This window comes from Planococcus daihaiensis (assembly GCF_049262615.1).
Lineage (GTDB): Bacteria > Bacillota > Bacilli > Bacillales_A > Planococcaceae > Planococcus.
Genome location: NZ_CP175504.1, coordinates 2,162,830 through 2,176,241, shown reverse-complemented (window position 1 = coordinate 2,176,241; position 13,412 = coordinate 2,162,830). Strand labels below are relative to the sequence as shown.

Below are 13,412 nucleotides of genomic sequence, written 5' to 3'. Positions count from 1 at the left end.
CCTCCTATCATTTATTGATCCAAAAGGGCAACGATGAGATTATGCAATCGTGGACGCAAGCGAATGATTGGATCCTGACGACCGAAATAAACGCGGTTCGTCAGCAGCATGATCGTCAGCTCCCGCTCCGGATCGATATAAAAGCTCGTTCCGGTGTAACCCGTGTGGCCGAAAGTTTTGGATGACAGCAGATCACCAATCGGACCGGCGCCGCGTGCTTTCAACTCAAAGCCGATGCCGCGTGCAGCCTCGCTGTAAGGAGTGAAATCCTGCCGCGCTTTTTCGAGCCATTGTGGATGCAGGATTCTATTACCATCGTGCATGCCGTCATTTTCCAGCATTTGCGTGAAGATTGACAAATCATCCATCGTGGAAAAAAGACCCGCATGCGCACTGATGCCCCCCATGAATTCGGTATTGTCGTCATGGACGATACCGTATTTATGGCCCCCGATATGCTCCAGGAATTCCGTCGGCGCATAACGTGATTTCTCAAAATCCGGCAGGAATTTCGTAGCATTCATGCCCATCGGCGTAAACAGATGCCGCTCTGCGTATTCTTCAATCCTTTGGCCGGTCACTCTTTCAATAACCGCCATCAGCATAATAAATCCGAGATCACTGTAAACCACTTGCGTTTCCGGTTCGTAAACGAGCTCTTCTTTGTAGATTTCTTCATATACCTGCTGCTTCGTCAGCCGGTCCGCAAAATAATGGCGATGCGCTGCGAGTCCCGATGAATGCGTCAGCAAGTGGCGGAGCCGAACCCCTTCTTTACCGTTTGCACCGAATTCCGGCACAAACGTTGCCACCCGGTCATGCAGGTAGATTTCGCCACGCTCAAGCAGCTGCAAAAGAATCGGTGTCGTCACCATTACTTTCGTCAGAGACGCCATATCGTAGACCGTCGATCTCGTGACAGGCACCCGCTCAATTTCCAAACTAGTGGTACCGAGCGCTTCATCCACAATCATCTCGCCTTTATGGCGCACGCGGATGATGGCTCCCGGCGTAACCTCATCATCGATTTCATTTTGCAGAAATGTCCGAACCAGTTCTTTCATACCATCACTCCTTCTCGCTGTTGAGTGTTTTTGCCATCGTTATGTATTGCTTCCATACACTGAATCCCAGTTTTTCGTAAAACGGTACAAGCTGCGTCCAATCTATTATAATCGCATCCGAGCCGCGCCGGACCAATTCATTGGCAGCAGCTTTGACGAGATCGAGGCCGTATTGCCGCCCCCGGACGCTGCGGTCGATTCCGAGTGGACCGATGCCCCCGAGGGTTCCGTCAAACAACGGAGACCAATAGACGTTTTGTGCAATCAGCGGCGAAGCGGAATCGTTGATGCGGCAAAAGCCTTTTAATATTCCTTCTATGTAAAATCCGACAAATTCCTGTCCACCTGCGCCAGTTTCCAGGTAACGCAGTGCTTCATAATGCCACCGTCCCGGGAAATGCAGTGCCAAAAAGTCGATCAGCTCCGGAAGATCCTCCCGCTCCAGCACCCGGAAATGTTCGGGCGGATTCGCCAATTTATAAGAGGCCTGCCCTTTGACTTCCCGCATCAGATCTGACTCAATCGATTCCCGCTCGTATCCACGCCGTTCAAACCAGTCGGCCGTTTCCGCGTCCTCTGCGGGAATACCTGGAAAATAATGCCACGGATCCCGACCCAGGCGGATTTCTTTTATGCCCGTCTGTGTGAAATGCTCTTCGGCATGCCGCAGCAGCCGTTCGCCGAGATTCTGCCTGCGGGCATCCCGACCCACCAGCAAGCACGGAATCCAGCCGACATCCCGCTGCATTTTCGCTTCCGAATGTTCCAATAGCCGTTTGGCGACAATAAAACCGGCAAGTTTACCCCCTTCGGCAAAAGCCACGCAAGCTTCTTCAATCAAATTCAAATCATTAAATGTATTCTGTTCCCATAATTCTTCCCGCAGCGGAAAAGAATCACCGATTTCCCGATTCCAGAATTCCGTAATCTGTGTTGTGCTGAATTCGCGCAGCTGATGCAATTCCATCCCATCGCCTCATTTCTTTACGTGCTTGTTCAATCGTTCCGTGAAAGCTTCATCGATGCTGCTGATGCCCATCACCTTTAAGCCCCCGATTACCGCACCTCCCACAGGTGCAACCCTGGTTTCCCGGAAAACGACATTCGGCAAAGACTTCTTGCTCAATTCATTGAAATACCAGACAAACTGCCGCGGATTGGTAAAAACGCCGCCCGACAGGACAATCGCTGTCGGATGATCAGGAACAAATAATTGACGGTGGCAAGCTTCGATGCATTTCATCATTTCTTCACAAGCTTTCCAGATGATCCCTTTCGCCACCCCGTCCCCGGCTTCAGCGGCGTTGACGACGATAGGGGCCAGTTTTGCAATTACAGTGCGCGGATGGTCCCTTCCATAGACCATGCCGATTAAATCAGGTATATACCTTACTTCAAAATGTTCAAGAACCTTCTCCGACAGCAGTGTCGCTGGTCCGCGGCCGTCATAATTCTCAAAAACCGCACGCAATGCCTCGTTTCCTAAATAGTAGCCACTGCCTGCGTCATCAAATAAATAGCCCCAGCCACCAGCCCGCACTATTTTATCTTCGTAATTGATGCCGAACGAAATCGCACCGGTTCCGGCGATTTGAACAATCCCCGGATTGCCGAGCGTGCCGGAATACAACGCATTATAGGCGTCATTTTTCACCACTACTTGCGTCTGCGCCGGCAACTGTTTTTTCAGAAGTGCCGCGAATTCGTCATCGCGTCCACTTTCACCGACTCCCGCCATGCCCGCAAAACAGACGGCAAGCTGCGCAAAAATTGGGGGGTCCTGTTCTTCAAGCTCCCTCAGCAGGCTTCTTAGTACCTCTTCAAATTGTTCCCGAGTCAGCGCATTCGGATTGCTGCTTCCTCCAAGCGCCTGCATATACACATTGCCATTCTCATCTGCAACCACCCCAGTAGTTTTCGTGCCTCCCCCGTCAATTCCCAACACATACATAACAGCGCCTCCGCATTCTTTTTTCTCTTCTACTAGTTTATTATAAATTTTTGAAATATTTTTTCAACTTTTCTTTAAGAAGCCGTTATATTTTTTCAATAAGCGGCTGAAAAGCATTCGCAGATTTTCGGTATCATCTAAGAAAAGCACAGCACCGAAAATAATTCATTTTCGGTGCCGCGCCTCCAATTTCCCCTCTATTAATAACGTGTTTCCAATTCAATTCCTTTATAGAAATGCTTCAGGATGACTTCATAGGAATAGCCCGCTTCAGCCATGCCAACTGCACCGACTTGCGACATGCCAACGCCATGGCCCCAGCCACCGCCATTCGTTTTGAAGCCAGTGACTTCACCTGTGGTTTCATCCGTCACCGGTTCGATGATGAATAAGGTGCTCAACAACACTGCCGGATTGCCGCTCGCGTTGATATATTGCAATGCCCAACGGATGCGATCCTTGAATTCGTAGAATGTACCGTTTTCAGTAACAAACTCAATTTCTGCCACACGGCCTGAGCTTGAACGTTCAAGCACATTGATTTCGTAGACTTCCCCGACATCCGTATTGTAATAGAGACTCAATACTTCGCTCATCTCTTCAGCTGTCCATTCAAAATTCCAGCGGTAATAACGTGACCAATCCGCTTCGAAATCACCTTTCTTCACTGTCCGCAAAGATTCTCCTTCATCGGAATCTTTATAAACATCAAGCGCCGGCACATATTTCAATGAATTGCCTTTTTGCGCAACGTGCGTGCCGCGAAGGTAATCCGTCGCTTCCGAATTCCAGACGTCTTCGTTATTGGCTGTCGCCCCGCCGCTTGTTGAATGGTAAACGGCTGTGATCAGCTTGCCGTCATACGTCGCAACAATTCCTTTTGTGCCATCGATGGCATCGGTCGAAATCGGATGCTCAAGCGCTGATCCGCCGTATACCTGATCAGATGTGGTCGGCAATAAATCATAGCCGTCGGCACTGCGCTTGCCCATATTGGATAAGGCATATGTGCGTGCGGCAATTGCCTGAGATTTCTGAGCTTCCAATTCCCCGTAAGGATTTGGCGGCAATTCATGCGGCACCACTCCGTAAAGATATTCTTCCAGCATCAATTCGTTGATGCCTGCCAGTGTTCCTGTACTATTGAACCCGGCTTCCGCCAAACCGCGGTAGGGCTTGCCGTCGATCGCAACACGCTCCGATTGCGCGATAATCTGCACCGCATTGTAGGCCGTCACCGTTTCTCCGGCATAACTCACGTCCAGGGATTTTTCTCCTTCACCTACAGTGATTACGCGCCAATAGGCATCGCTGCCGCCAAGCCCGGCTGCCACGATTTCATTTTTGAACGCTGCACGTTCACTCCAGCCGGCATCCGCGGGAAATTCGCCGATCAACAGACGGTCAAAGTCACCGAACTCTTCGACGTAAGTGACATAGCCGGCCGCTGCTGCCCGCGCCAGCCAGTCTGCCTTGTAGCTTTCACTTGTCGTTGAAGCGACCTGCAGACGGTAATTTGTTTTGACAACTGCAGCTCCGCCAAGTTCCACGTCCACAGTTCCTTTTGCACCGGCAAAGAGCACTTCCCCGGTTTCCTTGTCAACAACATCGAACGAACCTTCAGCACCGAATACCAGACTTTCAGCTGTTGGCACAACACCAACCCGGATGACCGGCTCCTGTTCCTCCGCTGACACATTTACCGGACCGATTCCCTGAAAAAATAAAGCGCTTACAATTATTGCAACTACAAAATACCTGAACATATCTCTCAATCCATCCATTCCCTTCCACTATGAATTTTTACTGCTCATGCTTAATATTCTTCTCTTTTCCGATAATTCCTTTTATATTTTTTAATTTTTCCCGATATTTAATTTCATTAAAGCACCTAAAATTTATTAATATTCTGCTTTCATCACATTTTAATATTAAAAAATCACTCAGCTTTGTTCATTTCCCTAATATTCTGATTACTTTTGGTTTATAATTAGAATTAGAAAAACGATACAAAATACCTTATTTTACGGGATGGAAACGGTAGTTTAAGAAGACAAAAAATAATAATGCCCTGGATGTGGATCGTTTTGGCTTACCAGACTCTGAAAAAGGGAACTACACAAGTAACAAGCAGATTTATGGATAAAGGAGTGTGAGAAAAGTGGATATCCTTCTGTTATCAACTATTCCGATGCCCCTCAGCCTATTGGGTGGTTTGCTAATATTCCTTGCCGGTGTTCTAATCATCTTCTGGTTTTTCATGGCCCGGAACAATCCGAAATCTCGAAATGTGGATCCCCCGCCTCCTGAAGAAGATAAACACAGTTTGCAGGGACAATACAACAGAGGTGAAATCAGCGAAGAAGAATATCACCAACAAGTCAAAGATTTGGAAGATCCAACGAAAAGACCGTTCTGACAGGGAGTCACTCGTTTGATCACCAGAAATCTTCGGCGCCATGTTTAAATTTCTGCTAACAGGAAAAACTGGGAGTATGAGTCAAAAAAATCTGACATTGGAGGTTTTATTGTGGCACATCATCAACATGCAGAGTTATTGAAAGTTTTGCACGAGTGCATGACCGAATGCAACCATTGTTTCGACGCATGCCTGCAGGAAGACGACGTAAAAATGATGGCGGATTGTATCCGGCTGGACCGTGAATGCGCAGACATCTGCGGCTATCTAGAACAGGCCATTTCCCGCAACTCCCCATTCGTTGCCCAATTGGCAAAAGTTTGCGCTGAAATTTGCGAAGCCTGCGGCAATGAATGCAAACAACATGATCACGACCATTGCCAGCGCTGTGCAGAAGCTTGCTTCAAATGCGCTGAAGCTTGCAAAGGAATCGCATAATACAAAGAAAAATCCCTTTCCGAAAATGCCGGAAAGGGATTTTTCTTTGTGCCTTATTGGACTTGGCCGGCGCTCATAATTTCTTCCCACGACTTTCCGCCGTCATTGGAAATATACGTATTGCCTTTGGCTGTGTTGAAAACAATATCCTCGTCATTTGCCGGATGGACTGCAATAAAAATCGCACCGTCTTCATTCAACTCCGGCAACTCAAGCGTTTCGGATTCCCCGCTTTCAAAATCATAGGCTTTCATCGACGCTCCTTCTCCGTGACTCGCGAAGTAGAGCTTGTCCGCTGTAAAATGCACCGCGGTCCCGAACTCACCATCTTCTGTCAGCCGTTCGAATGTTGCGCCGCCGTCTTCCGACAGGAAAACCCCCGTAGTGCTCGCCGCTGCCATCAGCTGCGAATCGTCCGGATGGATCGCCAGTGCCAGCAAGTCGCCGTCAAGCCCCTGCGGTTCGAGTCGCTGCCAATCTTCACCGGCATTGTCACTGAAGTAAAAGCCCGCTTCCATTTCCGAATTTGCCATCGGATTCATGACGAACAGATCGTGGCTGCGGTAACCGGCAGCCATCAGATGAAAATCCGTTTCGCCGACAAAGCCGAGTTCCTCAAGTGACCGGCCACCGTCATTGCTGCGCTGAATGCCGATCGGATTAGGCAAATCTGAATCTCCCCCCGGATGCCCGGACGTATAAAAGCCGTCATCCACCGCGTTAAAGCCCATATAATCATTGAACATGCCGTCTGTCTCAAACCAGCTGCCATCCTGATAGATTTTCAATCCCGCATGAGAAGCCAGGTACAGCCCGCCTTCACTTTCCACAAAGCCCATGCCGTGAACATGTGTCAACACCCCATCATACGCCTGCAGAAAATCATCTTCTGGCGCATTTTGCTGTTCGGTGGCTTCTTCTTCCGGAGCCGCCGAGTTTTCGTTTGCTTCATTATCTGAACCGTCACTGCACCCTGCGGCAATAAAACCGGCAGCCAGCGCGACGAATAAAAATTTCTTAGTCATTTGAAGATTCCTCCTGCTCTGTTGTCTCTCTGTCTCTCATTATAACGAAAAACATCCACACTTCAGCTATTCTGCTTGTCGAAAATGTGGCAGCTTCAAAACCTTTTAAGTTTACTGGCGATCACTCCGGAATTATTTCCCGGGAAATAAAAAAAGGGCAAGCCCCGAAAGGCCTGCCTTGATTATTCTGTTCAACCGGATGGAACCGGAGTTTTATTCTCTCGCTTATTCTTCAAATAGTTTAGCGCAAAAATTCCAAGCACGATTACCATTCCGATAACATCTGTAAAGTTTTCAGGGAAAATCAGCAGTAATGCGCCGGCTCCCAACAGAATCGAGGTGACGACATTCATGTTTGTCTTGAAGTAGCCCTCTGCCGCTGCACTCAAACCGATGATGCCGATGATGGCTGTAACGGTAATCAGCAGCACTTCGAGCGCCGGTGGGAACGCAAATTCCCTGGCATTTGTGGCGATTCCCTCGGTTTCAATGAGCAGCATCGCCGGGTTGTACACAAAGAGATACGGGATGATGAAGCCGGCAATCGAAAGCTTCAATGCGTTGAAGCCGGTCCTCATCGGATCCCCGCCGGAAATCCCCGCTCCGGCAAATGCGGCGAGCGCAACCGGCGGTGTGATATTGGCGAAAATACCGAAATAGAATACGAATAGATGCGCCACCAGTACCGGAATGCCAAATTCAGCAAGTGCCGGTGCCGTCATTGTTGCTGTGATGATATAGGCAGGGATTGAAGGCAAGCCCATGCCGAGTACGATGGAAGCAATCATTGTCAGGAACAATGTCCAGAACAGCGACCCCGCTCCAAACGCCGTAATTGCAGAAGTCATCACTGTACCAAAGCTTGTCAGGCTGACAACTCCGATGATGATGCCGACGACCGCACAGGCGATCATAACGGATAAGGACTGGCGTGCACCATTTTCAAGTGCTTCCAAAATATCTTTGAAGCCCATGCGTGTTGATTTGCGGATTGCCGCAACCAATACAGTCAGAACGATGGTATAAAATGCGGCTTGCGCAATCGGCAAACCAGTGTAAAGCATGAACACCAGTCCGACGATCGGCAGCAATAGATGGCCTTTTTCTTTTAAAACTTTTTTTGTTTCTGGAAGATCCGCTTTCGGAATCCCTTTCAAACTAAGCTTGCCGGCACGGAAATGCACCTGCATAATAACGCCGAGGAAATAGAGCACTGCCGGAATCATTGCCGCGAGGGCAATGGTACCGTAAGCGATGCCTGTTGTTTCGGCCATGATGAACGCGGAAGCCCCCATGATCGGCGGCAAAATCTGTCCACCGACCGAGGCACTCGCTTCTACCGCGCCCGCAAAGTTTTTATTGTAACCGATTTTTTTCATCAATGGAATCGTGAATGCACCGGTTCCCACTACGTTTGCAATGGCCGAACCGTTGATGCTTCCCATGAATCCGCTGGAGATGACCGCCACTTTGGCGGGACCGCCCTGGCGGCTTCCGGCAAGCGCCATCGCCAGATCATTGAATAATTGACCCATTCCAGATTTGGCCAGAAATGCGCCGAACAGGATAAACAGGAAAATGAACTGCAAAGATGCGGAAATGGCCGTTGAATAAAGGCCTTCTGTCTTCAGGTACAATTGCCCGAAAATATCTCCGAGGTCGAATTGCCGGGTCATTAACATGTCCGGAACCCAAAGGTTATAACTGAAGAATGGATAGGCCAGGAAGATCAAAGCCAATATCGGCAGGATCCAGCCAGTGATGCGGCGTGCCCCTTCAAGAACAAGCAATACGGTCAATATGGCCATGATAATATCCATATTGTTCGGAATGCCTCCGCGTGTTGTCATGATTGCATTGTATTCGTAAATGATATAACCGGCAGTCAATAAACTGAGAAAGAAAAGAATCCAGTCATAGAAAGGAATTTTTGTCCGGTCCTGTTTTTTGAATGTCGGATAAATCAGGAATATTAGGCCCATACCTACAGCCACGTGAATCGATCTCGCCTGGAGGGCCGGAAGCGGATTGAATGTTAAATATAAATGGAATACGGAATAGGCAATGGCAATCGCTGCAATGAGGAATACCAGCTTGCGGTTCTTAAATTTACGAACCTTGGCATCGACGTCGTATTTTTCCAAAATCTCCTGATTCACATCTTTGTCTTCGTCATGCGCCGAGACGCTTTCAATGTTCAGATCTCTATTGTCTTTGTTCATAACTTCTTCCCTCCAATATACTGCCAAAGATGGATCCGCTGAATGGAGATGGCGACAAACTCGTAATCATCGGTCAACTCATAAAGCGGAATCGTTTTGTCTTCTGTTACAATCGTCGTCTGTGCATTTTCCGACACGGTCAAATTCATTTCTGCCAGGCGACGGTTGATGCGCATATGGACAAAGCCATCGTCCGATGAAATAATTTCCCCGTCTGACGGAACGCCTGCCCCGAATGTCTTAAAGATTGTTTCAGTAAGTAACAGCTCTTCGCCGTCTCTTTCGTACAGTTCAAGCCATTCTTCTTTTTCGACGGAATGAATCCACTTCAGCGTGAATTCGTCTTCTGTCAGAAAATATTGTTCTTCGCCGAAATCGAAATAGATCACCGGCAGCCTGAACAGCAGGAAAAAGAGGAGCACCAGCAAGCATGCTCCCCCAAATAAAACCTTATTGTTCATTGTAATAACGTTCGGCTCCAGGGTGAAGCGGCGCTACAAGACCTTCCTGTGCGGCTTCCAGTGAAATATCAGAAGCTGCCTGGTGAGAGTTTTCCAATGTATCGAGGTTCTCGAAGAAAGTTTTTGTTAATTTGTAGACATCTTCTTCACTCATATCCGAATTGACAACCAATGCGTTCATGATTGCCGCTGTTGGGATTGCTTCCTCATTGCCATAAGTGTCGGCCGGGATTTCCATCGCCAGGAAGTAAGATTGATCCTCGGCAATCTCTTCGACATCTGCCGGATCGATTGAAACCATGCGGATATCAAGCGATTGAGACAGTTCCAGCAGGGATGCGTTCGGCAATCCACTTGTCAGGAAGGCTGCATCGATTTGACCGGCGCGCAGGCCATCTGCAGCTTCCGCGTAGCCAAGGTAATCCACATCGATGTCATCATACGTGATGCCGTGGCCTTCCAAAAGCATGCGTGCGTTCACTTCAACACCCGAGTTCTGATCGCCCACTGCGATGCGTTTGCCAACCAGGTCATCGAATGTTTCAATGCCAGAATCGGCAGTCGTTACGATTTGCACATAGTTCGGGTAAAGTGCAGCAATCTGGCTGATTTTATCCGTTGGCTCATCGAAGCCTTCCGTTCCTTCAACGGCCTGGCTGACCACGTCACTCATGGTGAAAGCCATTTCGATTTTGTCTTCTTTGATCAAGTTGACGTTTTCAACCGAGGCTCCGGTCGTCTGTGTACGAGAGTTGACACCATACGTATTGCTGTAAGTATCAGCAAGTGTTGTCCCGATAATATTATAAGGACCTGATGCTCCGCCTGTTGCAATTGTGACGATATTCGATTCAAGGCTTTCAGCGTCTCCGCCTTCGCCAGAATCTCCATCAGATGTTTCTTCTCCGCCGCCGCAAGCTGCCAATACCAAAGCTGCAGCTGCAGACATCATGAAAACGCTTAACTTTTTCTTCGCCATGTTGTTGCCCCCTCGTTATTTTTTCTAATTATAGCGTATGCATACTGAAAACAAAAGAAATTTAACGATATTTTCTTGATATTCTGTTTAAAATGAATAATTTTACATCCTAATATTAGGTCTTTTTATAATAAACCCTAATGCTATAGTAGGATTGAACAAATATTTTATCGGAATTGCGAGAAAAATTCTGTATTTTAGCATAATAAATATTTACCAATTTCTAACCCGTAGATTTGCTGCCAATCGGTTGAAAACATAAAAATGGTCTTGCCAATCGAAATTGGCAAGACCAAAAACTAGATTTCATTTACAGGAATAACAACCCCAGACCAATCACGACACCGCTGACAAACAACACAATCAGACAGAAGCCCATGATGTCTTTGGCTTTCAGTCCCGCGATTGCCAATGCCGGCAAAGCCCAGAATGGCTGGATCATATTTGTCCAAGCATCGCCCCAGGCAACAGCCATAGCGACTTTCGCCGGTTCGCTTCCGAGCATTTCCGCTGCATCTAGCATGATCGGCGCTTGAACTGCCCATTGCCCGCCGCCTGATGGCACAAAGAAGTTAACAATCCCTGCGCTCAAGAACGCGAATAATGGGAAAGTTTCTGCAGTCGAAACGCTGACAAATGCTTCCGAAATTACTGCTGCCAGGCCGGATGAAACCATCATGCCCATGATTCCCGCATAAAATGGGAACTGGACGATGATGCCGCCTGCTCCTTTGACCGCTTCCTGAACGGCAATTAAATATTTCCGTGGCGTTCCGTGGAACAGGATCCCAAGGAACAGGAACATGAAGTTGACCAAGTTAAGGTTCAACGCGAATCCATTTTGAATGAAGTAGTACGCGATAAATGCAACACCAAGTACACCGATGATCGCTGACAAAATCCAGCTGTTCTCCAGACGCTCAGCGGGAGTCCTATCAGCTTTTTCCGGCTGTTCTTCGACTTTCGGTTCCACCAAAACTTTCGGATCGACCACAATCGTTTCATCTTTTTTCGGCATCATCAAACGGTTTAATAATGGAAGAATAATAACTAATGCCGCGATGATGATGAGGTTGTAACTGGCAAAAATCGTATCGCCGGTTGGAATAATGCCGATCCGGTCCATGAACGGATGGCCGTCTGTCGCAATCGACAATGGAATCGATCCGGAGAAGCCAGCGTGCCAAATGATGAAACCTGAATAAGCGCTCGCAATCAGCAAGCGGTAATCGACATGGTCAACACGCTTCGCCAATTCTTTCGCGAACAACGCACCAATAACCAGACCGAATCCCCAGTTGATCCAACTTGCTGCAAGTGACACCAATGTTACCCAAATAATTGCGCTACCCGGCGATTTCGCAAAACTCGCGAGTTTGCCCAATCCCTTTTTGAAAATCGGGCTGCTTGCCAGAACAAATCCGGTAACAAGCACAAGCACCATCTGCATCGAGAACGCGAGAAGTTCCCAGAAGCCTCCACCCCAGAAAGCAACCATTTCGACAGGTGAGGAATCTGTCAATCCCAAGCCGAGTCCGAACACAACGAGTGTCAGGATAATAACGAATAAAAATGGATCCGGCAGATATCTTTCCATTAAGTTATTGGAAAAACGGATAATACCTTTCATTTTGCACATCCCCTTTGTCTTTAGTCATATCCTTTCTTATGCTACCTCATTTAAGTTGTGTATTGTATATATTTTTAAAAATTTTGATAATATTACTAAATAGGTTTTTACAGAATCGTCTTGTCAGGGCACTGCCGCGTATTGCCAATAAAAAAGATAATGTCTTTCGCTATAAAAAGGGTCGGACAAGCATCTCTGCCTGTCCGACCCTTTTCAACTCACTTTTCCAGTCCAAATGCCTCCGCCAACAACCCGATCCCTTTCATCCGGCTATTCGCACCTGACACATTCGGAATGATCAAAATCTCATCCGTCTGATAAGCTTCTGCAAGTTCTTCGATTTGCCGCTTCACCTCTTCGGCCGTGCCAATCAGCATGCGTTTACGGTTGCGTTCGACCCGTTCCATCTCGCTTGCACTGAAACCACGCTGCTTCGCTGTTTCAATAGATGGATAATACGGCGGCGGTGTCTCCGACTCGACGAACAGCAGCCACAAATCAAACGCCTGCGCCAAATCCTCCGCTTCCTCTTCCGTTTCTCCAACAACTGCAAACACACAAACCATTGTTTGGGGTGCCTCCAATAATTGGGATGGCCGAAATTGTTCTTTATACGACTGAATCAATTTGCTGCTTGATTTCAACGGTTTCGCGAAATGTGCATAAGCATAGGCAGCTCCTGCTTCCGCCGCCACTTTCACACTGCCTTCCCCGGTGCCGAGCACCCACATTTCAGGCGCTGTTTCGGTAACCGGTGTGGCGCGCAGTTTTTGAAAGCGATGTTCCGATTCCGTATCATCCGTAAAATATTTTTGCATATCGGCGATTTGCTGCTCATAGGAAACCGGAATCCCTTTCGACTCGTTCAATGCCTTGTTGACCAAACGGTAGCTGCGCGAGCGTCCGATGCCGAGGTCAATCCGTCCGGGATGCAAAGCTTCCAGCATCCGGAAATTTTCCGCCACTTTATATGAACTGTAATGCGGCAGCATGACGCCGCCGGAGCCGATGCGGATCCGTTCGGTCGCGCCGGCCAGATGCATCATCAGCATTTCCGGTGAACTGCCGGCAACTGAATCCACCTGATGATGCTCTGCCACCCAAAAGCGCTTATAGCCAAGCCGCTCCGCCAATTGCGCGAGCGCGGTCGTCTGCTGCAGCGCGTCTCCTGCCGTCGAACCTTCATCAATCGGCGAATAATCCAGAATGCTAAGTGATATCAT

Annotated in this window: 12 protein-coding genes; 2 read left to right on the top strand and 10 right to left on the bottom strand. The window is 48.2% G+C overall.

Going from position 1 to position 13,412, the window contains the following annotated elements:
• Window positions 1-11: 11 nt before the first annotated feature.
• From DHX103_RS10690 to DHX103_RS10675, 4 genes are all read right to left on the bottom strand, one after another.
• Complete coding sequence (locus tag DHX103_RS10690) at window positions 12-1,064, bottom strand: serine hydrolase domain-containing protein (protein WP_422122268.1); 1,053 nt, start codon at window positions 1,062-1,064, stop codon at window positions 12-14.
• A 4-nt stretch (window positions 1,065-1,068) separates the two neighbouring features.
• Entirely contained in the window at window positions 1,069-2,031 is a 963-nt protein-coding gene (locus tag DHX103_RS10685; protein ID WP_422122267.1) for a GNAT family N-acetyltransferase, read from the bottom strand.
• A 9-nt stretch (window positions 2,032-2,040) separates the two neighbouring features.
• Complete coding sequence (locus DHX103_RS10680; RefSeq protein ID WP_422122266.1) at window positions 2,041-3,015, bottom strand: BadF/BadG/BcrA/BcrD ATPase family protein; 975 nt, start codon at window positions 3,013-3,015, stop codon at window positions 2,041-2,043.
• A gap of 200 nt (window positions 3,016-3,215) precedes the next feature.
• Entirely contained in the window at window positions 3,216-4,799 is a 1,584-nt protein-coding gene (locus DHX103_RS10675) for a SpoIID/LytB domain-containing protein (RefSeq protein WP_422122265.1), read from the bottom strand.
• 377 nt (window positions 4,800-5,176) lie between these two features.
• Between DHX103_RS10675 and DHX103_RS10670 the strand changes: the two genes are divergently transcribed.
• Together DHX103_RS10670 and DHX103_RS10665 are read left to right on the top strand one after the other, a co-directional pair.
• Complete coding sequence (locus tag DHX103_RS10670; protein ID WP_422122264.1) at window positions 5,177-5,434, top strand: hypothetical protein; 258 nt, start codon at window positions 5,177-5,179, stop codon at window positions 5,432-5,434.
• Between the two features lie 111 nt (window positions 5,435-5,545).
• Window positions 5,546-5,872: a four-helix bundle copper-binding protein gene (locus tag DHX103_RS10665; protein ID WP_422122263.1), complete on the top strand. Its 327-nt coding sequence runs from the start codon at window positions 5,546-5,548 to the stop codon at window positions 5,870-5,872.
• A gap of 53 nt (window positions 5,873-5,925) precedes the next feature.
• Here DHX103_RS10665 and DHX103_RS10660 read toward each other — a convergent pair whose 3' ends face one another.
• The 6 genes from DHX103_RS10660 to DHX103_RS10635 all read right to left on the bottom strand — a co-directional run bounded on the left by DHX103_RS10660 (window position 5,926) and on the right by DHX103_RS10635 (window position 13,412).
• Entirely contained in the window at window positions 5,926-6,897 is a 972-nt protein-coding gene (locus tag DHX103_RS10660) for a F510_1955 family glycosylhydrolase (RefSeq protein ID WP_422122262.1), read from the bottom strand.
• Window positions 6,898-7,088: 191 nt separating this feature from the next.
• Window positions 7,089-9,119 (bottom strand): TRAP transporter permease, encoded by a 2,031-nt coding sequence (locus tag DHX103_RS10655; RefSeq protein WP_422122261.1) that lies wholly within the window; start codon window positions 9,117-9,119, stop codon window positions 7,089-7,091.
• Window positions 9,116-9,541, bottom strand: coding sequence for a DUF1850 domain-containing protein (locus DHX103_RS10650; protein ID WP_422124755.1), 426 nt, complete (start codon window positions 9,539-9,541; stop codon window positions 9,116-9,118). The genes DHX103_RS10655 and DHX103_RS10650 overlap by 4 nt, the downstream gene beginning before the upstream one ends.
• Window positions 9,542-9,569: 28 nt before the next feature.
• Window positions 9,570-10,559 carry a TAXI family TRAP transporter solute-binding subunit gene (locus DHX103_RS10645; RefSeq protein WP_422122260.1) on the bottom strand — a complete coding sequence of 330 codons (990 nt, stop codon included), beginning with the start codon at window positions 10,557-10,559 and terminating at the stop codon, window positions 9,570-9,572.
• A gap of 310 nt (window positions 10,560-10,869) precedes the next feature.
• Window positions 10,870-12,189 carry a short-chain fatty acid transporter gene (locus DHX103_RS10640; RefSeq protein ID WP_422122259.1) on the bottom strand — a complete coding sequence of 440 codons (1,320 nt, stop codon included), beginning with the start codon at window positions 12,187-12,189 and terminating at the stop codon, window positions 10,870-10,872.
• Between the two features lie 218 nt (window positions 12,190-12,407).
• On the bottom strand, window positions 12,408-13,412 hold the full coding sequence (locus DHX103_RS10635) for an LLM class flavin-dependent oxidoreductase (RefSeq protein ID WP_422122258.1): 1,005 nt from the start codon (window positions 13,410-13,412) through the stop codon (window positions 12,408-12,410).

Coding starts and splice junctions, on each gene's coding strand:
- DHX103_RS10690 (WP_422122268.1), bottom strand. CDS start 1,064: ATGAAAGAACTGGTTCGGACATTTCTGCAAAATGAAATCGATGATGAG.
- DHX103_RS10685 (WP_422122267.1), bottom strand. CDS start 2,031: ATGGAATTGCATCAGCTGCGCGAATTCAGCACAACACAGATTACGGAA.
- DHX103_RS10680 (WP_422122266.1), bottom strand. CDS start 3,015: ATGTATGTGTTGGGAATTGACGGGGGAGGCACGAAAACTACTGGGGTG.
- DHX103_RS10675 (WP_422122265.1), bottom strand. CDS start 4,799: ATGGATGGATTGAGAGATATGTTCAGGTATTTTGTAGTTGCAATAATT.
- DHX103_RS10660 (WP_422122262.1), bottom strand. CDS start 6,897: ATGACTAAGAAATTTTTATTCGTCGCGCTGGCTGCCGGTTTTATTGCC.
- DHX103_RS10655 (WP_422122261.1), bottom strand. CDS start 9,119: ATGAACAAAGACAATAGAGATCTGAACATTGAAAGCGTCTCGGCGCAT.
- DHX103_RS10645 (WP_422122260.1), bottom strand. CDS start 10,559: ATGGCGAAGAAAAAGTTAAGCGTTTTCATGATGTCTGCAGCTGCAGCT.
- DHX103_RS10640 (WP_422122259.1), bottom strand. CDS start 12,189: ATGAAAGGTATTATCCGTTTTTCCAATAACTTAATGGAAAGATATCTG.
- DHX103_RS10635 (WP_422122258.1), bottom strand. CDS start 13,412: ATGATATCACTTAGCATTCTGGATTATTCGCCGATTGATGAAGGTTCG.